The sequence below is a fragment of the Acinetobacter sp. GW821-FHT01C12 genome (assembly GCF_059422625.1).
The window spans coordinates 325,028-349,440 of record NZ_JBWKXD010000002.1 but is presented as its reverse complement, the minus strand read 5'-3'; the positions used below and the strand labels follow the sequence as shown (position 1 = coordinate 349,440).

General features: G+C 37.5%; 27 protein-coding genes. 14 read left to right on the top strand and 13 right to left on the bottom strand.

The window, feature by feature from the left end; all coding sequences use genetic code 11:
• The first annotated feature begins 55 nt into the window (after positions 1–55).
• The 3 genes from AC07WY_RS07230 to AC07WY_RS07220 all read left to right on the top strand — a co-directional run bounded on the left by AC07WY_RS07230 (position 56) and on the right by AC07WY_RS07220 (position 2,596).
• The gene (locus tag AC07WY_RS07230; protein WP_494736058.1) at positions 56–1,015 is read left to right on the top strand and encodes a M28 family peptidase; all 960 of its coding nucleotides are present in this window, start codon (positions 56–58) and stop codon (positions 1,013–1,015) included.
• Positions 1,016–1,095: 80 nt separating this feature from the next.
• A complete protein-coding gene (locus AC07WY_RS07225) occupies positions 1,096–1,995 on the top strand; it encodes a tyrosine recombinase XerC (RefSeq protein WP_162242547.1) in 900 nt (299 codons plus the stop codon).
• Positions 1,996–2,224: 229 nt separating this feature from the next.
• A complete protein-coding gene (locus AC07WY_RS07220; RefSeq protein WP_004717237.1) occupies positions 2,225–2,596 on the top strand; it encodes a hypothetical protein in 372 nt (123 codons plus the stop codon).
• 1 nt (position 2,597) lies between these two features.
• On the opposite strand, the gene AC07WY_RS07215 is transcribed toward AC07WY_RS07220, so the two are convergent.
• The 3 genes from AC07WY_RS07215 to AC07WY_RS07205 all read right to left on the bottom strand — a co-directional run bounded on the left by AC07WY_RS07215 (position 2,598) and on the right by AC07WY_RS07205 (position 4,014).
• Positions 2,598–3,149: a GNAT family N-acetyltransferase gene (locus tag AC07WY_RS07215; RefSeq protein WP_096734789.1), complete on the bottom strand. Its 552-nt coding sequence runs from the start codon at positions 3,147–3,149 to the stop codon at positions 2,598–2,600.
• A 152-nt stretch (positions 3,150–3,301) separates the two neighbouring features.
• A complete protein-coding gene (locus tag AC07WY_RS07210; protein WP_494736235.1) occupies positions 3,302–3,451 on the bottom strand; it encodes a hypothetical protein in 150 nt (49 codons plus the stop codon).
• 68 nt (positions 3,452–3,519) lie between these two features.
• Positions 3,520–4,014 (bottom strand): Lrp/AsnC family transcriptional regulator, encoded by a 495-nt coding sequence (locus tag AC07WY_RS07205; protein ID WP_004717233.1) that lies wholly within the window; start codon positions 4,012–4,014, stop codon positions 3,520–3,522.
• A 116-nt stretch (positions 4,015–4,130) separates the two neighbouring features.
• On the opposite strand from AC07WY_RS07205, the gene AC07WY_RS07200 reads away from it, so the two are divergent.
• From AC07WY_RS07200 to AC07WY_RS07175, 6 genes are all read left to right on the top strand, one after another.
• Positions 4,131–4,736 carry a LysE family translocator gene (locus tag AC07WY_RS07200; protein WP_494736057.1) on the top strand — a complete coding sequence of 202 codons (606 nt, stop codon included), beginning with the start codon at positions 4,131–4,133 and terminating at the stop codon, positions 4,734–4,736.
• Positions 4,737–5,219: 483 nt separating this feature from the next.
• Entirely contained in the window at positions 5,220–5,972 is a 753-nt protein-coding gene (locus tag AC07WY_RS07195) for an electron transfer flavoprotein subunit beta/FixA family protein (protein ID WP_004823176.1), read from the top strand.
• A gap of 17 nt (positions 5,973–5,989) precedes the next feature.
• Positions 5,990–6,922 (top strand): FAD-binding protein, encoded by a 933-nt coding sequence (locus tag AC07WY_RS07190; protein WP_004717227.1) that lies wholly within the window; start codon positions 5,990–5,992, stop codon positions 6,920–6,922.
• A gap of 758 nt (positions 6,923–7,680) precedes the next feature.
• Positions 7,681–8,499: a zinc ribbon domain-containing protein gene (locus AC07WY_RS07185; RefSeq protein ID WP_494736056.1), complete on the top strand. Its 819-nt coding sequence runs from the start codon at positions 7,681–7,683 to the stop codon at positions 8,497–8,499.
• 524 nt (positions 8,500–9,023) lie between these two features.
• Complete coding sequence (gene gyrA, locus AC07WY_RS07180) at positions 9,024–12,047, top strand: DNA gyrase subunit A (protein ID WP_494736055.1); 3,024 nt, start codon at positions 9,024–9,026, stop codon at positions 12,045–12,047.
• Between the two features lie 194 nt (positions 12,048–12,241).
• Complete coding sequence (locus tag AC07WY_RS07175; protein WP_419335403.1) at positions 12,242–12,556, top strand: YqfO family protein; 315 nt, start codon at positions 12,242–12,244, stop codon at positions 12,554–12,556.
• 56 nt (positions 12,557–12,612) lie between these two features.
• On the opposite strand, the gene AC07WY_RS07170 is transcribed toward AC07WY_RS07175, so the two are convergent.
• Together AC07WY_RS07170 and AC07WY_RS07165 are read right to left on the bottom strand one after the other, a co-directional pair.
• On the bottom strand, positions 12,613–13,371 hold the full coding sequence (locus AC07WY_RS07170) for a nitroreductase family protein (protein WP_004717220.1): 759 nt from the start codon (positions 13,369–13,371) through the stop codon (positions 12,613–12,615).
• Between the two features lie 98 nt (positions 13,372–13,469).
• Positions 13,470–14,270 (bottom strand): enoyl-CoA hydratase-related protein, encoded by an 801-nt coding sequence (locus tag AC07WY_RS07165; RefSeq protein ID WP_494736054.1) that lies wholly within the window; start codon positions 14,268–14,270, stop codon positions 13,470–13,472.
• A gap of 101 nt (positions 14,271–14,371) precedes the next feature.
• Between AC07WY_RS07165 and AC07WY_RS07160 the strand changes: the two genes are divergently transcribed.
• Complete coding sequence (locus tag AC07WY_RS07160; protein ID WP_034612542.1) at positions 14,372–14,938, top strand: nicotinate-nicotinamide nucleotide adenylyltransferase; 567 nt, start codon at positions 14,372–14,374, stop codon at positions 14,936–14,938.
• A gap of 62 nt (positions 14,939–15,000) precedes the next feature.
• The gene (locus AC07WY_RS07155) at positions 15,001–15,564 is read left to right on the top strand and encodes a YceI family protein (protein WP_494736053.1); all 564 of its coding nucleotides are present in this window, start codon (positions 15,001–15,003) and stop codon (positions 15,562–15,564) included.
• Positions 15,565–15,639: 75 nt separating this feature from the next.
• Here AC07WY_RS07155 and AC07WY_RS07150 read toward each other — a convergent pair whose 3' ends face one another.
• A complete protein-coding gene (locus AC07WY_RS07150; protein WP_494736052.1) occupies positions 15,640–16,551 on the bottom strand; it encodes a LysR family transcriptional regulator in 912 nt (303 codons plus the stop codon).
• A gap of 97 nt (positions 16,552–16,648) precedes the next feature.
• On the opposite strand from AC07WY_RS07150, the gene gstA reads away from it, so the two are divergent.
• Positions 16,649–17,254 (top strand): glutathione transferase GstA, encoded by a 606-nt coding sequence (gene gstA / locus AC07WY_RS07145; protein ID WP_494736051.1) that lies wholly within the window; start codon positions 16,649–16,651, stop codon positions 17,252–17,254.
• A 208-nt stretch (positions 17,255–17,462) separates the two neighbouring features.
• On the opposite strand, the gene AC07WY_RS07140 is transcribed toward gstA, so the two are convergent.
• The gene (locus AC07WY_RS07140) at positions 17,463–18,353 is read right to left on the bottom strand and encodes a LysR family transcriptional regulator ArgP (protein ID WP_262086596.1); all 891 of its coding nucleotides are present in this window, start codon (positions 18,351–18,353) and stop codon (positions 17,463–17,465) included.
• Between the two features lie 181 nt (positions 18,354–18,534).
• On the opposite strand from AC07WY_RS07140, the gene AC07WY_RS07135 reads away from it, so the two are divergent.
• Positions 18,535–19,134: a LysE/ArgO family amino acid transporter gene (locus tag AC07WY_RS07135; RefSeq protein WP_262086595.1), complete on the top strand. Its 600-nt coding sequence runs from the start codon at positions 18,535–18,537 to the stop codon at positions 19,132–19,134.
• A 155-nt stretch (positions 19,135–19,289) separates the two neighbouring features.
• Here the strand turns inward: AC07WY_RS07135 and AC07WY_RS07130 are convergent, their stop codons facing one another.
• The 6 genes from AC07WY_RS07130 to dapD form a co-directional block, all read right to left on the bottom strand.
• Entirely contained in the window at positions 19,290–19,751 is a 462-nt protein-coding gene (locus AC07WY_RS07130) for a peroxiredoxin (RefSeq protein ID WP_494736050.1), read from the bottom strand.
• Positions 19,752–19,760: 9 nt separating this feature from the next.
• Positions 19,761–20,453 (bottom strand): Dph6-related ATP pyrophosphatase, encoded by a 693-nt coding sequence (locus AC07WY_RS07125; RefSeq protein ID WP_494736049.1) that lies wholly within the window; start codon positions 20,451–20,453, stop codon positions 19,761–19,763.
• 65 nt (positions 20,454–20,518) lie between these two features.
• On the bottom strand, positions 20,519–20,929 hold the full coding sequence (locus AC07WY_RS07120; RefSeq protein ID WP_004717195.1) for a hypothetical protein: 411 nt from the start codon (positions 20,927–20,929) through the stop codon (positions 20,519–20,521).
• A gap of 13 nt (positions 20,930–20,942) precedes the next feature.
• Positions 20,943–21,614 (bottom strand): 7-cyano-7-deazaguanine synthase QueC, encoded by a 672-nt coding sequence (gene queC / locus AC07WY_RS07115; RefSeq protein WP_004717194.1) that lies wholly within the window; start codon positions 21,612–21,614, stop codon positions 20,943–20,945.
• Between the two features lie 36 nt (positions 21,615–21,650).
• Entirely contained in the window at positions 21,651–22,361 is a 711-nt protein-coding gene (gene queE / locus AC07WY_RS07110; protein ID WP_004717192.1) for a 7-carboxy-7-deazaguanine synthase QueE, read from the bottom strand.
• Positions 22,362–22,470: 109 nt separating this feature from the next.
• On the bottom strand, positions 22,471–23,292 hold the full coding sequence (gene dapD / locus AC07WY_RS07105) for a 2,3,4,5-tetrahydropyridine-2,6-dicarboxylate N-succinyltransferase (protein WP_034612558.1): 822 nt from the start codon (positions 23,290–23,292) through the stop codon (positions 22,471–22,473).
• A gap of 304 nt (positions 23,293–23,596) precedes the next feature.
• On the opposite strand from dapD, the gene carO reads away from it, so the two are divergent.
• Entirely contained in the window at positions 23,597–24,325 is a 729-nt protein-coding gene (carO, locus tag AC07WY_RS07100; protein ID WP_004823152.1) for an ornithine uptake porin CarO, read from the top strand.
• The last annotated feature ends 88 nt before the right edge of the window (positions 24,326–24,413 follow it).

The following is a 24,413-nucleotide window of genomic DNA, read 5'->3' as shown; positions in this document are numbered from 1 at the left end:
TTGCTGTTTTTTTAAATTATAGCTATACCAACACGCTTTTAAATTGGATTTATACATGCAAATAGCTTATCCAAATTTTTTAAATTTAAACTATCTTTTCATTATATTGCTCAGCTGTGGGCTTTCAACAGGGAGTATCGCTGCAGAACAACGCTATGATCAGCAAGCTGAACCTGATCGTTTAAACAGTTATTTACAACAAGTGATTCACCCACAAGCGTTTCGAAATTATCAAAATATTCAAGAGCTCGATCGAGTTGCGGCATTCATTAAACAACAACTTGAACAGTTTGCGATTCCTTGTGAATACCAGCCTTATCAAGTCAAAGGCAAAACCTATCGAAATGTAATCTGTCACTTACAAATGGGTCATGCCAAAAAAGTGATTGTTGGTGCACATTATGATGTTTATGGAAATTTCAAAGGTGCTGATGATAATGCTTCTGGTGTGGTGGGGTTAATAGAGATTGCGCGAATTTTAGCAGCCAATAAAGCCAGTCTTAAACAGAATGTTGATTTTGTCTTTTATACATTGGAAGAACCTCCGTATTTCCGTACTGAACATATGGGGAGTTATATTCATGCACAATCCATTTTAAAACAAAAAGATCAAATTCAAGCGGTGTATATTTTGGAAATGATTGGATATTTTGACCATAAAAATGTTCAGGATTATCCATCGGGATTAGCTTTGTTTTATCCCAAACATGGAAATTTTATTGGCGCAGTGAGTAATTTCACTTCACGTGGTTTGGGCGAAAAATATTGTGATGCCATGAAAGCGTTAAAACGCCTTGATTGTCAAAGATTGATAGCGCCATCATTTGTACAAGGCGTGGATTTCTCAGATCATTTGAATTATTGGCGCTTCGATATCCCTGCTATTATGATCACAGATACGGCTTTTTTTAGAAATAAGCATTATCATACCCAAGAGGATACTGTTGAAAAACTCAATTTAAATAAGATGGCAGAAGTCATCAATGGCGTGGTGTATACAGTTTTACAAGACTGATATTTTTCAATCAGATTATATCATTTGCTATTTTGATCAAAGGAGAGCTTATGCAATACGGTGCAATGCAATTGCTCTCGATGTGGATTAAGGATCGGAAAATACAGAATCAATCGGTACATACCTTAGATGCTTATTTTCGAGATGTATCCAACTTTATTGATTTTTGTTATGACAAGCAGATTGAGTTAAAGCAAGTCGAAGCTGCTGATTTAAGAGAGTATGTAGCTTATCGGGTTGAAAAAGATCAGCTTTCGACCAGTAGTTTACAACGGCATTTAACTTCAATTCGTCAGTTTATGAAGTGGGCCAAACAAGGTGGTTATTTAGAAATCAATGCCGCGGATGATTTTCAGATAAAGCGGCAAGCTCGACCATTACCAGGGATGATCGATATTGAAACGGTTAATCAAATCATGGATCAGCCTGAACCTGAAAAGCCAATCGAGAAGCAATTGTGGTTACGAGATAAGGCTATTCTCGAGTTGCTCTATTCCAGTGGCCTACGCTTGGCGGAAGTGCAAAGTTTAACCATACGAGATATTGATTTTACCCGTCATTTATTGCGTATCACGGGTAAGGGGAATAAGACTCGAATCGTACCTTTCGGCTCTAAAGCGAGAGAGAGTCTGATTGAATGGTTAAAAATCTATCGAATCTGGCAGGGGGAGTTCAGCCCTGAATCTTTAGTATTTATTACTCAACGCGGCACAAGTATTAGCCCACGTCAGATTGAAAATCGAGTCAAATACCAAGCACTACGTGCAGGGGTAAATGTTGATTTACACCCACATTTATTGCGTCACTGTTTTGCCAGTCATATGTTATCCAATAGTGGCGATCTGCGTGCAGTACAAGAAATGCTAGGACATAGCAATTTAACCACAACACAGATTTATACCCATGTCGATTTTGATCACCTGGCACAAGTCTATGATCAAGCACATCCAAGAGCTGCTGCATCAAAAATAAAAAATTGACCTTGAATATAAGGCTTTATTAAGCGTTGATCTTTCTATTCTGTAGCGAATAGACCTAGTGAAAAGCACAGTTGGTTTTTTAATAAAATGCATAGTGCTTAAACACATTTAGCACAGAAAAAAGTCGAATAGATAATTGTTTTTAAAAATGCTCTCATGTATATCTAGGTTTGGTATTTATTCAATACATTTCTATTGATTCAATTTTGCAGAAAAATTAGGTCTTTCAATGATCCCTGAACTTGAACAAAAATATAAGCAACTGACTGACGCTCAAAAAGAAATTTTTAAGGGCTATGGCTTACGTCAAATTAAACATTTTGTAGAATTCAGCCTCCCCAAAATTGAGGCAACCTTACCGCAAGAAGGAAAAGTATTGGGTATCAATGCTGAGGGTAAAGTTCAAGCTGTAAATACCGCAACCAATCAGACCTATTTATGGATATCAGACCAACAATGGCAAGCGGCTCAAACAGTGTCTAACCATATTGATTTAAAAGAAGACTTTATTGAGATTTGGCAAGTGCTGGAGCTCAAAAATCAAGATTTGATTGATTTAAGCCATATTCATCGCGATTTTTTAGCAAGCATGGCGAAATAGTTCAATACTCAAATTGAAAATCTTGTTTTTGAATTCGATAGAGCTTCTCTTCATGTAGTGGATGGTGCTCATCAAAATCAGGATGTAGAAAGTCATGAGAAAAGCTCATTCCAATTTTTTTCATGACATTTTGCGAAGCAAGATTATGTTTAGCTGTAAATGCAACAATCTCTTGAAAATTCAGTTCTTCAAATGCAAATCTTAGGCATGCTTGAGCTGCCTCTGTTGCATAGCCTTTATTCCAAAATTTTGGATCAAGTCGCCAGCCAATTTCTATACATGGTGAAAATTCAAATTTTGAGGGTTGTTGATGTAGTCCCACACACCCAATAAACTCTTGGGTTTCAATCAATTCAACGGCCCAAAGTCCCCAGCCTTTGATTTCGATTAAATATTTAATCTGATTTGCCAGTTCGTCACTTTGCTCACGATTTAAAATTTTGGGGAAAAATTGCATCACTTCAGGGTTTGCTGTGATTTTTGCAAATGCATCGTAATCAGAAGCTTGCCATTGTCGAAGTAAAAGACGATCTGTACATAATTCATAAATCATTTTTATTGAGCATCCTGATCAAAGTACTGCTTAGATAGAAAAGAGCGATAATTGTTAACGTATTGCCTCAGTCACATTTGGCTCGATATGCAGATCTTTCTTTTGCGATATACAATTTTACATCGCAGAGATAACCCGCATATTGACCAGCGTTACAGCTTTGGATTTTGTATACGGTATCGATGTGCCAAAAGGTCACTTTCGTTTTTTGACAAGTTCGTTGGAAAATACCGCATAACGTCTGGATCAGCATTTAAATCTGCAAAAGCTTCAAAATCACAAGCTTGCCATTGTCTAAGCATAAGTCTGGGTGTTTCTAGTTGAACGGAGGGATTGAATGTTTTCATATTCACCAATCGTATTTTTTGAATTACAAATCTTCAAGAGGTAATTGAAAGCTTTGTTTAATGATTTGACTTGGGACATCCGTTTTTACACTGGTAATACCATTTTTTTTGGTCAAATGTGTCGACTGAAATTTACGATAGCTTTCTAAATCAGGTACCACCACTTTTAACATCGCATCACATTCACCCAAAATAATATAACACTCCATGACCTGAGGCAGTTCTTTCATTGCTTCAATAAAGGTATCAATGGTTTCAGCATCTTGGCCTAACAACCAGATTCTTGAGAATAGCATCAATTGAAAGCCAATTTTTTGTGGATCCACCACTGTTGTATAGTTTTGGATAACTTTGGCTTCCTCTAAGAGTCGAACTCGTCTTAGGCATGATGAGGGCGAGAGCCCAATCTCACGAGCCAAATCATTATTTTGGATTCGACCATTGGCTTGTAAAGCACGAATGATATTTTTATCAATACGGTCTAACTTAATTAGAATAGTCTTAGATGAAATTTTCATAAATTAGAATTTAATTTGAAAAATAAGCATTATTATAGAATATTTGAAATCCTATTTTAAGCATTTTAAAAGATACTGTTTTCTTCTCTCAGTCAAACTTCAGAAAGGGAAAAGAGATGTCTGTATTTGTACTTTTTGCCTTAACGGTACTTCCGTTAATTTTCACACCAGGACCAGATATATTATTTATCCTGTCACAAGTGATAGGTAAAGATGCGAAAGCAGGCATGATGGCGACAATCGGTATTTGTTCTGGCTATCTGGTTCATTCGATTCTGGTTGCGCTTGGCATTGCCGCAATTATTGTTTCATTCCCAGTATTGTTTGAGACGATTCGATATTTGGGGATCGCCTATTTATTGTATTTGGCATTTCATTTGATTAAATCAGTATTTAGCCAAAAGACATTACGTATTGAGCAGAAAGCAGTTTCAAATCCTATTCGTAAAGGCTTTGTTACGGCATTGTTAAATCCAAAGGGCATGTTGATCTATTTTGCGATTTTGCCACAATTCATCGATAAATCAGGCAACACCGTGTTTCAAGGCTTAGCCTTGTCAGCAATTTTTATTGCTTTGATATTCTTAGTGTATTGTGGTTTGAGCCTTTTGATTGCTCAATTGACCAAAGAGCAGCACATCAATGAACGTAAGCAAAAATGGATTGATGGTGGTTCAGGGACTTTGTTGACCATTGCAGCCGCATGGTTATTGGCAAATTAATCCAAGCAGAAACAAACGGGTGATTCTGAAAAGAAGCCCGTTTTTGCATATTTAGTATTTTGTTACAAGTTTAATGCCAAAAAGTTCACAAATTTAATCAATAAACATACTTAGAAAAATTGCTGAATCTGTCTAAAATGACAGAGTGTAGCAGTATCGATGAACGGGTGGTGTCATCCCTTTGATTGATTGATAATTTATCTTAATTCTTTTGATTATTTATACAGAATCTATACAAATAATGTTATTTATCAATATATAAATATTGTCGAAATAGTAGCCTTACGTGTCTAAGTTAAAATATTTAGAAAAAATGTGAACTGTACGTTCAAGCTTTTTTATGACTTTTTACAGCAGTTTTGCGAATTGTGACTTGACCGAAATGCCAATCACATTGCAAGATAGGACACCTAAATAATTTTAAATGAAGCGTTATTATAACTCTTCTTAACATTTACTTTTGCTAAAACAGCCGAGGATTACATGAAGGCTCTTGTTGCTGTAAAACGTGTGGTTGATGCCAACGTTAAAGTTCGCGTTAAACCGGACAATAGTGGGGTAGACCTTACTAACGTTAAAATGTCAATTAACCCATTCGATGAAATCGCAGTTGAAGAAGCGGTTCGCTTAAAAGAAAAAGGAACAGTTTCAGAAATCGTTGTTGTTTCTATTGGACCAAAAGAAGCGCAAGAACAAATTCGTTCTGCTATGGCGCTTGGTGCAGACCGCGGTATTTTAGTTGAGGCTGATGACAGTCAACTTGGCGCTTTAGAAGTTGCTAAAATCCTAAAAGCTGTTGTTGAACAAGAACAACCACAACTTGTGCTTTTAGGTAAGCAAGCAATTGATGATGACTCTAACCAAGTTGGTCAAATGTTGGGTGCTTTACTTGGCGCTGGTCAAGGTACATTTGCTTCTGTAGTAACTGTAAATGGCGATAAAGTTCAAGTAACTCGTGAAGTTGATGGTGGTTTACAAACTGTTGAGTTAAATACTCCAGCGATCATCACCACTGACTTACGTTTGAATGAGCCACGTTATGCTGCGCTTCCAAACATTATGAAAGCACGTAAAAAGCCACTTGATACGAAAACTCCTGCAGATTTCGGTGTTACAGCAACTTCTAAACTTAAAACAGTTAAAGTTGAACCACCTGCAGAGCGTAAAGCTGGTGTACAAGTGAAGTCTGTAGACGAGCTTGTTGAAAAACTTAAAAATGAAGCGAAAGTGATCTAATACAGAAGGATAAAATCATGAGTATTTTAGTTATCGCTGAGCACGACAATAAGACACTTAACGGTGCAACTTTAAACGTTGTTGCTGCGGCTCAAAAAATCGGTGGTGATATCACTGTATTGGTTGCAGGTTCTGGTGCTCAAGCAGTTGCAGATGCTGCTGCGAAAGTTGCTGGTGTAAGCAAAGTTTTGCTTGCTGATGATGCAGCTTATGCAAACCAATTGGCTGAAAATGTAGCGAAACTTGTTGCTGAATTAGGTAAAGGTTATTCACATATCCTTGCTGCTTCAACAACTACAGGTAAGAATATCTTGCCACGCGCTGCTGCACTTTTAGACTCAAGCATGATTACTGACATCATTGCTGTTGAAGGTCCTAAAACTTTCAAACGTCCAATTTATGCAGGTAATGCAATTGCTACAGTTCAATCTGACGAAGCAATTGTTCTTGCAACTGTACGTGGTACAGCTTTTGATCCTGTTGCTGCTGAAGGCGGTTCTGCTGCAGTTGAATCTGCAGCTTCTACAGGTGATGCAGGTATTTCTAAGTTCATTTCTGAAGAAATTGTGAAATCAGAACGTCCTGAATTAACTGCTGCGCGTATCGTTGTATCGGGTGGTCGTGGTGTTGGTTCTGGTGAGAACTATCATAAAGTACTTGATCCACTTGCTGACAAGCTTAGTGCTGCTCAAGGTGCTTCACGTGCTGCGGTTGATGCTGGCTTCGTTCCTAACGATATGCAAGTTGGTCAAACTGGTAAAATCGTTGCGCCTGATCTCTACATCGCTGTAGGTATTTCTGGTGCGATCCAGCATTTGGCAGGTATGAAAGATTCTAAAGTGATTGTTGCAATCAACAAAGATGAAGAAGCACCAATCAATGCTGTAGCTGACTACTGGTTAGTTGGTGATTTGAATACTGTTGTTCCTGAATTAGTTTCTAAACTTTAATTCTCGAATTAAGTTTCAAAAAACGCGCTTAGGATTTCCTAAGTGCGTTTTTTTATTTTAGAAATTTATTGAATACGTAGATGGATGGTGTGCACGGATAAATAAAGTCGTGATGGTGGTTTATTCACTATTCTAATAAGTGGGTTATTCTCTATTCGAATAAAGAAACTCTGAGTAGCTTCTCTCATCAGTCCTTTTTATAGCGTTATTCAACTTAAAAGCTCTTTTATCGTCGTTTTTCCCATACGGGTTAGTAACCTTGCAAAACTCATATGATTCGCGCTACACGATCTTTTTTTGATTTATAAAAGTGGTTTTAAACATAAGCTGTCATAAAATAAAAATAGTGATCAAAAATGCTATTTTCATTTTTTCTGATCTTAATTTTTATGTTTAAGATGCTGTATCTTGAGTGATTATTTTATCAATAAGTAATTGATGTAACGAGATCAATGCTTTGGCGAAAAGAACAAGAGAGAATCAGTGGATAAATACCTTGAAGTCCAATTTTAAACCCGATAAGATCAAAGTATAAACACAATTAAATTTTCCATCGTATACTGGCGATATACAGAAAATTCCAGTGTAAATCAGCTGTTACAGGCATAACATTGTATTTAATCCTGTAGTGTCTCTTGACCATTCTTTTAATTCTATACTTGTTGGCGCGTTAGACTGGCTGATTCTATCGTTTTAAATCCTTGCGCTTTTCCATTGTTGCTCAATTCCTTATCATCTCACCTAGAACAGCTATAAATATGAAGTGTCCTAAATGTTACGCTGAGAATATCAATGAAGCCATGAAATGTGGTATTTGTGGTACTCGTTTAAAACAGGTTAAACAGACCAACAATTTAACAGGCAATAGCAATGTTGAGTTTTCTGTACGTCGTGAAAATAAGCAAGAGCAGTCAAATCCCACGCATAATATAAAATCTCGTCAGACTCCGCCGAACAATGAAACTGAGAGCAATCAGCATGCTTCTGTAGGTGATAAGGCGAGTGCGTTACTTGAATCATGGCAGCAGAGAGTCGCAAATACTCAAAGAGAGTCGCAAAATCAGCCTAAAAAGAAAAATTTTAAAATTGTCTGGATACTTTTAGCTGTATTTATGTTTGGTCCCGCAGTGCTTGGGGTTATTTCAAGTGTAGTTATTCCTATCGTAATGTCTGTTATTGGGTCATCCAATCAAGATGAGGCCGCGACAACAGAAGAAGCACTACCCGCAAGCGAAGAGGTGGTGTCTAATGAATACCAAGCACGTTATTTTGATATGCAAGCTTATCAAGCACGCTTAGCACAGTATTATGATGCCAAGCATCGTTTTGCGACGAGCCTAAAAGATATTGAAAAGTTTGAACAGACCCAGTTTAGTGATTTTATTTTTGAACAAATTGAAATCACACAGCAAGGGATTTTAGTGGGTAAATTCACTGATGCGCCTGCAAGTCGAATATATATGGTTCCACAGCAGGAAAATAATCAAATTGGTGATTGGCAGTGTTATCGCGTAGCAATCAGTGATGATTTGCTGCAACACTGTGAATTGCTTCAGGCAGATCCATATAAATTATAGAAATTTACAACACTCTATATTTGGAAGTGTTTAGATTTTTTTGATCAGTGGGGTGGACTTAGTATCACTTTCTCATATTTTTTGCCATATCGGATTTTATATGGCAATTTTCATGTTTGAGTTGTTTTAATCGATCCGATACAAACCTGTTTGATGTGATTGATTTTTTACTGATAAACATCGCAAAAATAGTGAATGAAGCACACCATTGAGTATGATTGGATAGATAAAAATAGGTCAGGTTTTGAGATAAAAATACCCAATCATTTATAAATTTAGCGATGCTTAATTGAGCGCCCAATCAGGCGATTTTTTATTGTCAATAAATCGTTAAAATTGTTTAAAAATACTACAAAAAATCATGATTATAGTGTGGTCGGATAGGCACAAAATCGCTTGGTTTTATGCTATACTGTGCGACTGAATTTTAGATTTTGGCTCAACGCTTTTTGAGCTAAATTTTGACTAGCTAGATTATATAAATGAGCAGTTGCTGCTTGCACTGTTTGTAATAAGGAGTATGCATGAGCGTATCGGAAATTAGACCGATTGCCATTGAGGATGAACTAAAAAGCTCATATCTCGATTATGCCATGAGTGTTATTGTATCTCGTGCATTACCAGACGTGAGAGATGGTTTAAAACCTGTTCATCGTCGTGTGCTGTTCGCTATGCACGAGTTAGGCAACGACTATAACAAAGCCTATAAAAAATCTGCACGTGTTGTTGGTGACGTAATCGGTAAATATCACCCACATGGTGATTCAGCTGTTTATGAAACAATTGTTCGTATGGCTCAAGATTTTAGTCTACGTTATCAATTGGTTGATGGTCAGGGTAACTTTGGTTCTGTCGATGGTGACAGCGCAGCAGCAATGCGTTATACCGAAGTCCGTATGCGTAAGCTCACCCATGAAATGTTGGCTGACTTAGAAAAAGATACAGTTGAGTGGGAAGATAACTACGATGGCTCTGAGCGTATTCCTCAGGTTATGCCAACACGTATTCCTAACTTATTGATCAATGGTGTGACAGGTATTGCTGTCGGTATGGCGACCAACATGGCGCCACACAACATGACAGAAGTAGTTAATGCATGTTTGGCTTATGCAAATAATCCGAACATCTCAATTGAAGGATTGATGGAATATATTTCTGGTCCAGATTTCCCTACAGGCGGCATTATCTATGGTAAATCAGGAATTGTAGATGCTTACCGTACAGGTAAAGGTCGTTTGCATATTCGTGGTAAATACCATTTTGAAGAAGACCAAAAAACTGGTCGTACGACGATTGTTTTCACTGAAATTCCTTATCAGGTCAATAAAGCAAGAACCATTGAACGTATTGCTGAATTGGTCAAAGAGAAAAAACTTGAAGGTATTTCAGAACTTCGAGACGAATCTGATAAAGATGGGATGCGTATTGCAATTGACTTAAAGCGTGGTGAAAACGCTGAAGTTATTGTCAATAACTTATTTTTAAATACTCAACTTGAAAATTCATTCAGTATCAACATGGTTTGCCTAGACAATGGCCAACCTAAACTGATGAATTTAAAAGACATCATTGCGGCATTTATTCGTCACCGTCAAGAAGTAGTGACACGCCGTACCATGTTTGAATTACGGAAAGCGCGTGAGCGTGGTCATATCTTAGAAGGTTTGACTGTTGCTTTAGCCAATATTGATGAAATCATCGAAACCATTAAGAGTTCTGCGAATCCAGCTGAAGCACGTGAGCGTTTACTTGCTGGCGAATGGGCGGGTGGAAATGTTGTTGCATTGCTAGAAAAAGCGGGTGCAATTTCAGTTCGCCCGGATGAGATTGAAGGTGAAGATCCAAGTCGCCCATTTGGTTTAGATGGTCAGCTTTATCGTTTATCTCCAGCTCAGGTTGGTGCAATTTTAGAATTACGTTTACATCGTTTAACCGGTCTTGAACAAGATAAGTTACAAGCTGAATATTCTGAAATTTTAGCTCAAATTGCTGAACTTACAGCAATTTTAAATGACTTCAATCTTTTGATGAATGTGATCCGTGAAGAACTTGCATTGGTTCTTCAACAGTATGGCGATGCACGTAAAACGGACATTGTTGAATCACGTATTGATTTCTCTCGTGAAGATTTGATTCCAGAAGAGCAAGTTGTTTTAACTGTTTCAAAAACAGGTTATGCAAAAACTCAACCATTGTCTGATTATGCTGCTCAGCGCCGTGGTGGACGTGGTAAATCTGCAACCTCGATGAAAGAAGATGATTATATTCAACATTTAATCGTGACATCGAACCATGCAACTGTTCTGTGCTTTACCAATGTAGGTAAAGTTTATCGCTTAAGAGTATTTGAAGTACCTCAAGCGTCACGTGGTGCAAAAGGCCGCCCAATGGTGAACTTATTACCATTGGATGCAGAAGAGACCATTACAGCGATTCTTCCTGTAATTGATGCTCCGAAGAAATTTACTGAGCGTTTAACTGAGTTTAGAACTTTTGTCCGTGCCAACGTTGCTCAACTGCGTGAAAACACAATTATCGACTCACATTACGAAGCACTAAAAGCTGCGTTTGCAGAGCTTGGTGAAAATCCAGATGACTTATCAGATGCTTTACGTAAGCAACTCAAAGAAATTGGTATTGAGCTTTCTGCTTCTGATCTTGATGATGAATTAATTGCTGAATTTGCTGAACGTGTAGAAAGTGTGCGTAAAAACTTCTATGTATTTATGGCAACAGCATCAGGTACAGTAAAACGTGTTGAATTAGAGCAGTTTGGTAATGTTCGTTCAAATGGTTTACGTGCCATTGAGTTGAAAGAAGAAGATACTTTAATTGGTGTTGCAATTACTGATGGTGAACAGCAAATTATGTTGTTCTCAAATGAAGGTAAAGCAATCCGTTTCTCTGAAACTGATGCTCGTGTGATGGGGCGTACTGCGAAAGGTGTTCGTGGTATGCGTGTGGCATTGGCTGCAGCACAAACAGAAGAAGATGTTGAAATTGAAGTAGATTCAGATGATGAAGATACTGCAGATTCAAATACCAATGTGGTTAGCCGAATCGTTTCGTTAGTTGTTGTACCAGAAACTGGCGAAGTGTTATGTGCTTCTGCAAATGGTTATGGTAAACGTACACCAGTAGATGACTTCCCAACCAAAAAACGTGGTGGTAAAGGTGTTATTGCCATTAAAACATCTGAACGTAATGGTGAGTTAGTGGGCGCTGTTGCCATCGATGAATCTAAAGAATTGATGTTGATTTCTGATGGTGGAACACTGGTTCGTACCCGTGCTTCTGAAGTAGCGCGAACTGGTCGTAATGCCCAAGGTGTCCGTTTGATCCGCTTAGGTAATGAAGAAGTCTTGGTCGGTGTGGTTGCGGTTGAAGCTGTAGAAGCTGATGATGAGATTATCGATCAGTTAGACGCGATCGAAGGCGAGACTGCTTTAGATTCAGAGAATTTAATTGATTCTGAAAAATTAGTTGATGATGAAACTGTTATGGATGAAGGTGAAACTGAGTCTGATAATACTGAATCTGACGAGTAATTTTTAGAGAAATAAGAAGAGCGCTTAGGCGCTCTTTTTTTTGTAATCTGATCAAGCTTATAAAATCTACAGTTCTGTTTAAATCTTATGAATTGAGCTAACGTTACATAGCTTTTTTCTAACGAAAACCAAATAAAAAATAAATAAAAGTAAATGCGAACAAAGCTATAATCGAGTTTTTGAACATAAAATAAATGCTTAAATTGATCTACTATGTTCCAGAATCACACCTTGAAGCAACTAAACTTGCAATTTTTAAAGCAGGAGCAGGCGGTATTGGTGATTATGAACATTGCGCTTGGCAAGTGTTAGGAACAGGGCAATTTAAACCGTTAAGCGGTGCAAAGCCTTTTATTGGTGAGTTAGATCATTTAGAGCAATTGCCTGAATGGCGAGTGGAAACCATCGTTCCTGAACACAAGGCCAAACAAGTGGCAATCGCTTTAAAAGCAAGTCATCCTTATGAAGAACCTGCTTTTGAGTTTATTCAAATGATTGATATTGAATAATAGTTTAAAAATCTCAACCCTCTTTTGAACAGAGAGGAGGAATTTATAAGCTAAAATTAAACTTTTTGAATAAACAAATCACGATCAAAACGGTATTGTGGGAAGAATACGCCATCTTCAGCACGTTCACCGGCACTAATCACCATGACTGGAAATTCTTTATCACCTAGATTAAGGATCTTACGAACTAAGGGTTCATCAAAACCTTCCATCATGCAACTGTCAAAACCATAAGCACGTAGAGCCAATACCAAGTTTTCACAAGCCAAGGCTGTCGTTTTACTGGCCCAAAGCTTTGCATCAGCTGGGTTAAACGCAGTAACAGGGAGTTGTTTATCTAAAGTGCGTGCAACTTTAAAAGCCACTTTTTTAAAGTTACCTAAAGCATTCAGATAACCAGTTTTATAGTTATATGCGATAAATTTATAATATTGTTTTACTGCTCTTGGCGCTTCAGGCATCGGGAAATGGGTTAAATTGTTTTTTGCCATTTCATCAATACGGTCAATACGTGCCACACATACAATCAGTTCTGCGGCTGTTTTTGCTGATAATTGGCTTAAACAAGCTTTGACTAATTGTTTCTTTTTCGCTTGAGACTGAACCACATAGAATGTCCAAGGCTGAAGATTTGATGAGTTTGGTGCCAATAAAGCCAAATCTAAACAAGCATCTAAAACATCGGCAGGAATTTGCTTTTCAGTGTATTTACGTACTGAGCGACGACTTTCTATGACTTTACGGAAATTTTCAATATCGATATCTTGTGGAGCGGGTTCGTAATAGCGCTTCTTGGTCGTTGTATCTTGTGACATGATCTTTACCCATAATTAAATGAACAGTTTTATTGGATGCAAAATGAGCAAAGCCACTGAATATTAGTCATGCAGTGGCTTTGATCAGATTCTCTCAATTAATTAAATTGAGAGAAGTTTGGCTTACGCTTTTGCATAAATGCGGCAACGGCTTCAGCCATTTCAGGTGATTTAACGCGTTGCATAAAGATCACCGCTTCATCATCCACGCATTGAATAATCTCTTCAAGATTATGCTTCATTAACGCTTTGGTTTGTTTGATTGAAGCCAATGGAAGTGCTGCAAGGGTTTGTGCTTGATGCAAAGCGTGACCATATACATCGTCTTCAATACTATTGATTAAGCCAGCATTGAGTGCTTTTCCACTGTTAAATTTTTGTGCAGTTAACAGCAATTCAGCCGCTTTATGATATCCCGCTTGTTGAATTAAGAGTTTGCTTGAAGCACCCTCTGGAGAAAGTCCTAAGCTGACAAATGGAATTTGGAACAGGGCAGTATTGTCTGCATAAACGAGGTCAGCATGTAAAAGTATTGTTACTCCGATCCCAATCGCTACACCACGTACTGCACAGATCAATGGTTTAGATAAACGTGCAGCAGATTTTAATAATACAAATGGAGGGCCATCACCCTCTTTACCTTCAAATGGTTGTTGAATGAAAGCCATAAAGTCTTTCATATCATTACCCGCACTAAAGTCAGCATCTGCACCACGTAAGATCACCACACGAGCATCACGATCTTGATCAGCTTCATCTAATGCTTTTGCAATCCATAGATACAATTCGCCATACAGTGCATTTTTTGCTTCTGGTCGATTAATTGCTAAAGTCAGTACACCATTCTCTAAATTTGCGTTTAAATGTTGATGTGGCTGTTGAATACAACTAAGTGTCATCGTACTATCCTTGCTTTAAAATTTAATTGGATTTTATGCCCTCATTATGTCGCATATTTGAAATTCTGTTGCAACTGATGAGTTCATAAAAAATTACTTTTATGACTTATAAATTTGATTATCTTGTTTATATTGGACGTTTTCAGCCCTTTCATCTCGCGCATATGCAAACTATTAAAATTGCATTACAACAAAGCCAATATGTAATTTTGGCTTTGGGTTCTGCGCAAAATGAACGGAATACTAAAAATCCTTTTCTGGCATCAGAACGGGAACAAATGATTTTGTCTAATTTTTCTGAAGCGGATCAAAAACGAATCAAATTTGTACATGTTATTGATGTTTATAATGATACTAAATGGGTAGAGCTGGTTAAGTCCTTGGTCAATGCTACAGTTTTAGAGACCGATAAGATTGGTTTAATTGGTCATTTTAAAGATGATTCATCTTATTACTTAAAACTATTTCCAGAATGGCAAATGGTTGAACTGGATAGTTTAGTCGGCTCTATCTCTGCGACCCCGTTACGTGAAGCGTATTATCGTGGTGAAATTTATCAGGTCGAATTTCCTTTGGGCACAGCGGAGTTTTTAGAGAAATTTCAAAAAACGGAAATTTACCAACAATTAAAGTACAAATACCAAACGCAAGACAAATCAAATCTTTAATGTTTTTTGTGTGCATTGCAATACACTGAATAGAAATATATAGAATATGAATGGAGTATTGCATGCAGTTTAAATCAGTCGCTATAAACGGAGCTTTATTGGGGAGCTTCGTTATTTCGATTTCAAGTTATGCCGCGTCTTGGACATTGACACCCAATAGTGATGTTGGATTTCATATCGACTCATTGGGTATGAACATCGTCAAAGGGCAATTTAAGCGTGTGAATTCTGCCCTTAATTTTGATACGAGCGCTCCGCAAAATGCATCTACTGAATTTGTGATGGATGTAAATAGCCTAAGTATTAATAAATCTTCCTTGAAAAATATGATTATGGGTGAAGACTTATTCTATGCTGCTAAATATCCTTCCGCTTCTTTTAAAAGTACGGCATTTAAACCGCTTGCTAATAATAAGTATCTAATTTCAGGTAATTTAACCTTGCGTGATGTGACTAAGCCTGTAACTTTTAATGCGACAATTAAACCCAATCTAAATAATCCAAAATTGCTGGATTTTAGTTCTACTACAGTCATAAAGCGTAGTGATTTCGGAATGAAAAAAGCTGTGGGTGGCGTTGGAGAAAAAGTGAATATCCAAGTGTCTGGGCAGTGGAAAGCACAATAGAAAACAGCAGAGATAGAAAGGGGCAGGGTGCGTTATTTTTTAATTTCATCGTTATTTCGAACCTGTTTTTTGAGTCTAATATTTTAGATGTTCAATTAAAAAATCAATGAATAAGCGGATGTGTCGCTGTTCATACTTATTCTTAGGATAAAGTAGAGAAAATTGTCGTTGAGTACCTGAATATTGTTGTAGGACTTCGACCAGCTTTCCTTGTTTTAAATCATTTTCAATAATAAAACGGCAGGTTTGCAATAGGCCTCCACCATGTTGAGCTAAGGTAATGGTGGCTAAAATATCTTCACTGCAATTTAAGTGTCCTTGCGTCTGAATCTCTACAACTTCATTTTCAATGAGCATCGACCAAGGCACTTCTTTTCCTGTGCTGGGTAAGATAAATTGAATACATTGATGATATTGTAAATCGGCAATCTCAGTAGGTGTGCCATGTTTCTTTAAGTATTCAGGAGAGGCGACAATCAGTAAGTCGGCTTTTTCTAAACAACGAGCGATTAAATTGGATTCAGGTACATTACGCCCCCGAATAGTAAGATCAAAACCTTCGGTAATGAAATCTACATTTTTATTGGTGAGCTGTATATCCAAGTTAATTTCAGGGTAAAGCTGCTGAAATTTAGGTAAGAGAGGTAGAATTCTAAAGTGACCAAAAGGTGTTGGTAAACTCATCCTGATTGTTCCAGAAGGTTGAGCTGATTTATTTTTTAATCTTAATTCGACTTCAGCAATTTGTTTGAGTGCCTGCTGACATTCTAAAAAATATTCCTCACCCGCTTGGGTTAAACGAACATTGCGTGTTGTTCGATTAAACAGTTGAATCCCTAAGCGACCTTCTAAACGAGCAATGGATCGACTTACCGCTGCGGGTGTCAAACCAGCTTGATAGGCAGCCTTGGAAAAACTTCGTTGTTCAGCAACGAGACAAAATATTTCAACACTACTCAACATTGTTCGTTTGAATGTTGTGTTCATTATATACACCATGTAATAACTGAATTGATATTATGAGTATTTATTGTTCATGATGTTAAGAATAGCATGAAGTTAAAGCAACTTAAGGAATAAGTAGATGCAACTTTTTTACACAGCGGGTGCATGTTCACTTGCCCCTCATATCGTATTACAAGAAATTAACCAAGATTTTAATTTAGTGAAAGTTTCTTTTAAAAATCACCAGACGGAACAAGGTCAGGATTTTTTGAAAATTAACCCTAAAGGTCAAGTGCCATTTTTAATCAGTGATGATGGCTTACATTTGAGTGAGGGTGCGATCATTAGCCAGTATTTGGCTGAGGTTGCTAAACGTAGTGATTTATTACCTATATTTGGTGATTTAAAGCGCTATAAAGTATTGGAGTGGATGAACTACATTAGTTCGGAATTACATAAATCGTATGCACCATTTTTTCAAAAAGGGTTTGATGATACGAGTAAAAATATTTTTAAAGAGAAATTATTAAAACAATATATATGGGTCGACGAGCAAATTCATGATTCGGAAAATCTGTTGGGGCAAGGATTTACCATTGCAGAGATTTACTTATTTGTTGTGACTCGTTGGACAACATTGATTAATTTGGACTTAAGTCATTTGAAATCTTTACAGGCTTTTATGGTGCAAATGCAACAACATCCATCTGTACAAAAAGCCATGCAAGCTGAAGGTCTTCTTTAGGAAAAACATCCAATGCCGTATGTTTTATAAATACTGAGTAAAACTACGGCAGCTCTAAGCTTGAAGTATGTGATTGAAGCAAAGTATTTCTATGATGTTTTAACACTGCTTTATAGCGAAAATCGTGGCTGGGTTATTCTAAAAGTTTTTCATTATAGGCATTAAAATAAGATACTTTAATTTAGGACGAGTCGTAGCTCTATAAAGCTTAATCCAGAATAGACTGAGTATTGCGAATTAAATCTAATGTGAGTTTTTCCAATTGTTTAGATTGTTGTTTCCAATGATGCCAATATAGATGTAAATCGGTTCTTGCTTTGGGCATGATTTCAAGCAATTGTCCTGTTGCTAATTCTTTTTGAATTTGCATTTTAGGTACCATGCCATAACCCAAATCGAGCAAAATCGCATCTACAAAAGATGTTGCAGAAGGAATAAAGTGGCATGGATAGCTGCTTGGCATCAAGCCAAAAACGTGTTGTAAAACTTCGGCATGTACATGGTCTTTATCATTAAAAATAACAGCAGGGATATGCCGTAACGTTTCACGTTGAATACCATGCTGAAAGTAAGTGTGAATAAAATTCGGTGTAGCAACCATCCTATAGCTCATTGTACCTAAATGAATCGCCTCACAGCCTTTCATAGGTTTTGATTCGGTCGAGATACAGGCATTGACCAATCCCGCTTCAAGAAGGTGGTGGGTTTGGGTTTGATCATCAATTTTTAAATCTATAACAATTTTTTCTTTGAGTAAGGTATGTTGAATTGTGGGTAATAGCCATGTCACCAATGAATCGGCATTAGTGGCGATATTTAATTTAAAAAATTGTGATTGCGAACTTTGTCCTTGAAGATTCTGAATTAAATTTTGTTCCATCAAGCGATGATGTTGCAGGAAAAGTAACACTTCCTGACCTGCTTGAGTAACTTTACATGGTCTTTCTCGAATGATCAGCACTTGACCAAGTTGTTTTTCCAAAGTTTGTAAACGTAGCGTCACCGCTGATGCTGTGATATTTAAACGAATAGCAGCTTGTTCAAAACTACCTGTTTCGGCAACCGCTAGAAATGCTTCACTATGCTTACTTTGTAACATGCTGATCCTCTAAAAAATTGGGCGTTTTTTATATAAAGATATAAGTTATTTTAAAAATGCCACATTATTGGTAACTAAGAAAAACTTAGCTAAGATAATATTAATTTAAAAATACTCATTTAAAGAGATAAGTTTGGATAATAGCACAGTCCATTCAAAACTTTAAAAGTGTAGTTTTAAAATGTTGCAAAGTTATATGCAGGGGTTGGCTGTTGGGTTTAGCTTGATTATTGCAATTGGCGCTCAAAATGCTTTTGTACTCAAACAAGGTTTAAAGAAGCAACATGTATTTTGGGTTTGCGTGGTCTGTGCCGCATCTGACTCGATTTTAATTTTATTGGGTGTACTGGGATTTTCTAAAGTCATTCAAACGCATCCAGAGTTTGTCGATTGGGCAAAATATTTTGGAGCAACGTTTTTATTGATCTATGGGGCGCAACATTTTCTACAAGCTTTTAGAACATCGACAGGTTTAAAACCGAGTGAAAAAAATGAATCCAAGCTGATGAAAATGCTTCTAATTTGTTTAGCTTTAACTTGGCTTAATCCACATGTTTATTTGGATACAGTGGTTTTAATTGGTTCTATATCGACAAAGTTTGAAGCTACCGCGCTTTATTTTGCGATTGGTGCAGTAACAGCATCGTGGTTATTCTTCTTTAGCTTAGGTTTTGGTGCACGCTTTTTACTCCCGGTTTTTCAAAATCAACGTTCATGGCAAATATTAGATTTTATTATTGCATTGGTTATGTGGGGAATTGCAATCTCTTTGCTGCTTTGATTGGTATTGTTGGATCAAGTCAGCGTAATGATCTTTTTTAATGTGGAAAGAGGGAACAATCTATATCGGGCTTGAGGATGTTTTCAATAAGAAGATTCTAGTCCCTGACACGCTTAAAATCATGTTAACTTTAGAGCGAGTAGGGACTTTTGCAGTTAAGCTTTTTGTAGTGCTTTTAAGTCTTCTAAAACTTGTTCAGCATGTCCAGCCGCTTTAACTTTACGATACTCTTTAACCAGTTTGCCTTGATGATAAATAAATGTTGAGCGCTCAATCCCCATCACTTGTTTACCATACATATTTTTTTCTTTAATCACATCAAAGTGTTTACATAATACTTCTTCTTTGTCACTGATCAGATTAATGGTCAATGCTTGCTTCTCCGTAAAGTTTTGATGTGCTTTTACAGAGTCACGAGATACACCAATGATGGTGGTATTTAAAGCGTCAAATTGGTCTTTTATACAAGAGAAACCAACCGCTTGAGTGGTACAGCCAGGTGTAGAATCTTTTGGATAAAAATATAAAACTAACCAATCTTTAGAGAGCTCAGTGAGGTTGATTTCACCTGTCGTCGTTGGGAATTTCTGATTCGGAAGTTGTATTTGTTCAGTCATTGTTTGTCCTTAAATGCTGTTGTGTTTAAGTTCAAGTGCTAAAAAGGCATAATTTTCATGATAGAGAATATCACCTTTATTCAGTAAAAGCGGCTTTTTAAAAATTGGACCATCGATCAGCGTGGTATGAAATTCACCAGCTTCACCACATGGATCAATCCCACGTTCGATTAATTCATCCACAAAATCAGCTGTTAAAACTCTACCCAAATCTTCAACCTGCATACCGAGGTTTAAATTAATCGTCACAATGATGCTGACAAAACCCAATTGAATAAATTCACCCACAATGTCGAGCCGAGGTTTTTGCCATAATGGCATACATAACTGCAATTGGCTTTGTTCACAGACAGATTGGTTCCATTGCGCATGTCCAATCAGATCAATATCACCGGTAACAAGTGCTTCTGCACCCAGTTGTTTGGTTTGATTGAGGAGATTTACAAATTGATGTTCATAGTCATTCCACGTGGCTGATGCTTTGAGTATAGGTAAACCAATCCGCTCTGCTTGGGCATCAATGATATCAAGCGGCATGGCATGAGAACGAGATCTTTGTCCATGTTCTTCTAGCATGACAATGAGAGCTACGGCTTGCCCACTTTGCAAAGCGTGATATAAAGCTAGGCTACTATCTTTCCCGCCACTATATGAAGCAACAAATTTTTGTTGCTGTATCACAGTATTCCATTGGTCCTGCATATGGTTTTGTATCATCCAATTGTAAAAAGAGCCTGCATGGGCAGGCTCTTTGCAACAAGAAGAAATTATTTCTTCGCTTGTGCTGCTTTCATTGCTTCTTCAGTTAAGGTTTTTAATTTACCTGTTAACTGAGGACCAAAACATGTTTGAAGGTCTTGGTTATTTTTTTGAACGAAAGCAAGTGTTGCTGGGCTTTTCTTTTGGTTAATGGCACTTTGAATTTGCCATTTTTGATCGTTGGTTAACTTACCATCAGATTCAACAGCACAGCTACAGTATTTACTTACTTCAGCAGAAGTTAATTTACCACCTTTAGCTGTTTCTGTTTTACACACGCCAATAAGTGCAGATTTAACATTTGCACTCTTATAGGCTTGTTGAACTGCATTTGATTCAGCAGCAAAAGCTGTAGATCCCATTAAAGCCGAAGCTGAAAATAAAGCAGAAAGAATAAGACTTGATTTTAAATTTTTCATAAACAGTACCTTGTTATTGCGGTATATAACGTGTTGGGTCTGCAATACCTGCATCCTTAAAACCTTCTTTACGAAGTCGGCAGCTATCACATTTGCCACAAGCACGTCCTTGGTCATCTGCTTGATAGCATGAAACCGTTTGACTATAGTCTACGCCATGTTCGATGCCTAAGCGTATTATATTCGCTTTGGATAAATGTAACAGAGGTGTTTCAAATTTAAGAGGTTTTCCTTCTACACCGACTTTCGTTGCAAGACGAGCCATGTTGGCAAAGGCCTCGATAAACTCTGGGCGGCAGTCAGGATATCCTGAATAATCAACAGCATTGATACCAATCACGATCGCTTGAGCATCAAAAACTTCTGCTGCTGCAAGTGCATAAGACAAGAAAATGGTGTTACGTGCTGGAACATAAGTTACAGGAATACCATCTGTTTCATGATCAGGAACATCAATGTTAAGGTCTGTAAGCGCTGAACCGCCTAAATTACCTAAATCGATATTAATCACACGATGTTCTACACCTGCACGTTGTGTTAAAGCGCGGGCTGCATCGAGTTCAGTGGTAGAGCGTTGACCATACATAAAACTTAGGGCAATACAGTCATAGTTTGCTTGAGCCCAAGCCAAACACGTCGTTGAGTCTAAGCCACCAGATAATAAGACTACGGCACGAGGGCGCATATCCAACTCTCCAAATATTAATAATTGACGATAAATTTAACGACCAGTTTCATCGTTCCAAAGCAATTTATGTAATTGCAACTGGAAGCGAACAGGGAGATGGTCTTCTAAAATCCATTGTGCTAAATCGCGTGCAAGCTGAGGCAAACGTGCCGCACCTTTTTCCACTGCAAAAGCAGGAGAAAACCATACTGTGCTGACTTTTTGCGCTAAAGCGTATTGTTCAACTTGCTGTTTAGACCATTCATAGTCTTCACGATTACAAATCACAAATTTGATTTGATCATGTTGAGTTAAATGATCAAGGTTACTGAGTAAATTTCGTGCAACCTCACCCGAAGTTGGGGTTTTTAAATCTAAAACTTTTGAAACACGTGGGTCGACTTTAGAGACATCTAGAGCGCCGCTGGTTTCTAAAGAAACTTCACAACCTAAATCTGCCAAACGTTGCATTAAGGGTAAGGCATTGGGCTGAGCGAGCGGTTCGCCACCTGTGACACAGATATAAGGCGTTTTATAATCTAATGTTGTTTGAATTATTTGGTCAAGCGATTGGCGTTCGCCACCTTCAAAAGAATAGGTGGTATCGCAATAGGTACAGCGTAATGGGCAACCTGTTAAACGAATAAAAACAGTCGGTAAACCCGCAGTGTTGGCTTCACCTTGCAATGAATAAAAAATCTCCGTGATACGCAGCCCCGCAGACGGATCAGAAACAGGAATAGTCGAAGAACGAAGAGAATTCATGAAATTTACCACAGATTACAAAATGAAAAATCTCTACGATCACGATTGACCGTAGAGATGAGAAGCGATTGCTACGCTAGATAACTAAAATTCCACGAGGGAATATAAATTAGTCTTCGCGAAGCAATTCGTTCAAGCTTGTTTTAGCACGCGTTTTAGCATCAACTTTCTTGACAATAATTGCAGCATATAAACTATATGTACCACATTTAGACGGTAGGCTGCCTGAAACAACCACAGATCCAGCTGGTACACGACCATAATGGATTTCACCAGTCTCACGGTCAAAAATCTTAGTCGATTGACCAATGAATACGCCCATTGAAATGACTGAGCCTTCTTCAACAATCACGCCTTCAACGATTTCAGAACGTGCACCAATAAAGCAGTTATCTTCAATGATTGTTGGGTTTGCTTGAAGCGGTTCAAGTACACCACCAATACCTACACCACCTGAAAGGTGAACATTTTTACCGATTTGAGCACATGAACCTACAGTCGCCCATGTATCAACCATTGTGCCTTCATCTACATAAGCACCAATGTTTACATAAGAAGGCATCAATACGACATTTTTCGCTTGGAAAGAACCTTTACGCGCAACAGCAGGTGGTACAACACGTACACCAGCAGCTTTAAATTGTTCTTCAGTCCAACCCGTAAATTTAGTCTCTACTTTGTCATAGAAACGAAGATCACATGATTCAATTGGCTTGTTATCGTTTAATTTAAAAGACAATAAAACAGCTTTTTTCAACCATTGGTGAACAATCCATTCACCGTCAATTTTTTCAGCTACACGAAGTGTACCGTTATCTAAGCCAGCAATGGCTTCTTCAACAGCTTGACGTACTTCAGCAGGACAATCTACTGCTGTAAAGTTGGCACGGTTTTCAAACGCTTGTTCAATGATCGTTGAAAGCTGAGACATGATCTTCCTTCCCAAAAAATTTTAAAAGATTCTACACCAAATTCGACTCGGATTAGATATAAAATCTAGTTTCAATCGAAAAAACTAATCTTATAATTTAAAATAAAACAACCAAATAAGTGAATTGTTAAGTTTTTATTTATTTTATTTCTTTTAAAAACAACAATTAATATCCAATTGTATCAAAAAATAACAAAAAGTAATCAATTTCTCTATTAATTGTGAAGAACGAATCACATATGATCGTTTCGAGTCCAACACATTAATGATTAAAGAACAAACTCTATTTTTTGAGGAGACATAAATGAAAGTGTTAAAATTATTGGCTGTTACAGCTGCATTATCTGCTTCTGGTTTAGCAATGGCTGATGGGTCTGTTGTTGACCAAGGTTATGCATTTGAAGCAAACCAATTAATCCCTACAGGCGCTCGTCTTGAAGTCGGTACAACAGGTTACGGTGGTGCTTTACTTTGGACTGCAAACCCTTATGTTGGTTTAGCATTGGGTTATAACGGTGGTGATATTTCTTGGACTGATGATGTTTCTATCAACGGTACAAAATACGATGCAGATATGGACAATAAGTTAGCTTATTTAAATGCTGAGATTCGCCCTTGGGGTGCTAGTCAGAATATTTGGGCTCAAGGTTTATATGTAGCAGCTGGTGTAGGCTATGTAGATTCTGAGTATGATCTGAAAAAGCGCTCAAATGACGGCACTATTAAAGTAAATGGAAATAACTATAACTTTAATGGTGAAGTTTCAGGGAAAATGAGCTATGAAAACAATATTGCTCCATATGTAGGTTTTGGTTTTGCGCCTAAGATCACTAAAAATATTGGTGTATTCGGTGAAGTTGGTGCGTACTATACTGGTAACCCATCTGTAAACTTAGCTTCAAAAGGTGAGTTCGTAAACGTAAACGGTGCTAATTTTGATAGAGATTTAGCTGCTGAAGAAAACAAAATCCGTAACGATGACAAATATAAATGGTTACCAGTTGGTAAAGTGGGCGTAAGCTACCATTGGTAATTTATTGATTATCATGTAATAAAAAACGAGCTTCGGCTCGTTTTTTATTTTGAACTTGGTATTTTTGATAGCTGAATTGAATTTTTAG

Bases quoted from the DNA above. Each gene is read 5' to 3' on its own strand.
- AC07WY_RS07160 (WP_034612542.1), top strand. From the start codon at position 14,372: ATGACTTATAAATTTGATTATCTTGTTTATATTGGACGTTTTCAGCCC.
- AC07WY_RS07205 (WP_004717233.1), bottom strand. From the start codon at position 4,014: ATGAAAATTTCATCTAAGACTATTCTAATTAAGTTAGACCGTATTGAT.
- AC07WY_RS07140 (WP_262086596.1), bottom strand. From the start codon at position 18,353: ATGTTACAAAGTAAGCATAGTGAAGCATTTCTAGCGGTTGCCGAAACA.
- AC07WY_RS07175 (WP_419335403.1), top strand. From the start codon at position 12,242: ATGCTTAAATTGATCTACTATGTTCCAGAATCACACCTTGAAGCAACT.
- gyrA (WP_494736055.1), top strand. From the start codon at position 9,024: ATGAGCGTATCGGAAATTAGACCGATTGCCATTGAGGATGAACTAAAA.
- gstA (WP_494736051.1), top strand. From the start codon at position 16,649: ATGCAACTTTTTTACACAGCGGGTGCATGTTCACTTGCCCCTCATATC.
- AC07WY_RS07195 (WP_004823176.1), top strand. From the start codon at position 5,220: ATGAAGGCTCTTGTTGCTGTAAAACGTGTGGTTGATGCCAACGTTAAA.
- AC07WY_RS07215 (WP_096734789.1), bottom strand. From the start codon at position 3,149: ATGATTTATGAATTATGTACAGATCGTCTTTTACTTCGACAATGGCAA.
- AC07WY_RS07225 (WP_162242547.1), top strand. From the start codon at position 1,096: ATGTGGATTAAGGATCGGAAAATACAGAATCAATCGGTACATACCTTA.
- AC07WY_RS07185 (WP_494736056.1), top strand. From the start codon at position 7,681: ATGAAGTGTCCTAAATGTTACGCTGAGAATATCAATGAAGCCATGAAA.
- AC07WY_RS07120 (WP_004717195.1), bottom strand. From the start codon at position 20,929: ATGAAAAATTTAAAATCAAGTCTTATTCTTTCTGCTTTATTTTCAGCT.
- AC07WY_RS07190 (WP_004717227.1), top strand. From the start codon at position 5,990: ATGAGTATTTTAGTTATCGCTGAGCACGACAATAAGACACTTAACGGT.
- AC07WY_RS07135 (WP_262086595.1), top strand. From the start codon at position 18,535: ATGTTGCAAAGTTATATGCAGGGGTTGGCTGTTGGGTTTAGCTTGATT.
- AC07WY_RS07210 (WP_494736235.1), bottom strand. From the start codon at position 3,451: ATGCTTAGACAATGGCAAGCTTGTGATTTTGAAGCTTTTGCAGATTTA.
- AC07WY_RS07165 (WP_494736054.1), bottom strand. From the start codon at position 14,270: ATGACACTTAGTTGTATTCAACAGCCACATCAACATTTAAACGCAAAT.
- dapD (WP_034612558.1), bottom strand. From the start codon at position 23,292: ATGTCTCAGCTTTCAACGATCATTGAACAAGCGTTTGAAAACCGTGCC.
- AC07WY_RS07155 (WP_494736053.1), top strand. From the start codon at position 15,001: ATGCAGTTTAAATCAGTCGCTATAAACGGAGCTTTATTGGGGAGCTTC.
- AC07WY_RS07150 (WP_494736052.1), bottom strand. From the start codon at position 16,551: ATGAACACAACATTCAAACGAACAATGTTGAGTAGTGTTGAAATATTT.
- AC07WY_RS07170 (WP_004717220.1), bottom strand. From the start codon at position 13,371: ATGTCACAAGATACAACGACCAAGAAGCGCTATTACGAACCCGCTCCA.
- AC07WY_RS07200 (WP_494736057.1), top strand. From the start codon at position 4,131: ATGTCTGTATTTGTACTTTTTGCCTTAACGGTACTTCCGTTAATTTTC.
- AC07WY_RS07220 (WP_004717237.1), top strand. From the start codon at position 2,225: ATGATCCCTGAACTTGAACAAAAATATAAGCAACTGACTGACGCTCAA.
- queC (WP_004717194.1), bottom strand. From the start codon at position 21,614: ATGCGCCCTCGTGCCGTAGTCTTATTATCTGGTGGCTTAGACTCAACG.
- carO (WP_004823152.1), top strand. From the start codon at position 23,597: ATGAAAGTGTTAAAATTATTGGCTGTTACAGCTGCATTATCTGCTTCT.
- AC07WY_RS07230 (WP_494736058.1), top strand. From the start codon at position 56: ATGCAAATAGCTTATCCAAATTTTTTAAATTTAAACTATCTTTTCATT.
- queE (WP_004717192.1), bottom strand. From the start codon at position 22,361: ATGAATTCTCTTCGTTCTTCGACTATTCCTGTTTCTGATCCGTCTGCG.
- AC07WY_RS07130 (WP_494736050.1), bottom strand. From the start codon at position 19,751: ATGACTGAACAAATACAACTTCCGAATCAGAAATTCCCAACGACGACA.
- AC07WY_RS07125 (WP_494736049.1), bottom strand. From the start codon at position 20,453: ATGCAGGACCAATGGAATACTGTGATACAGCAACAAAAATTTGTTGCT.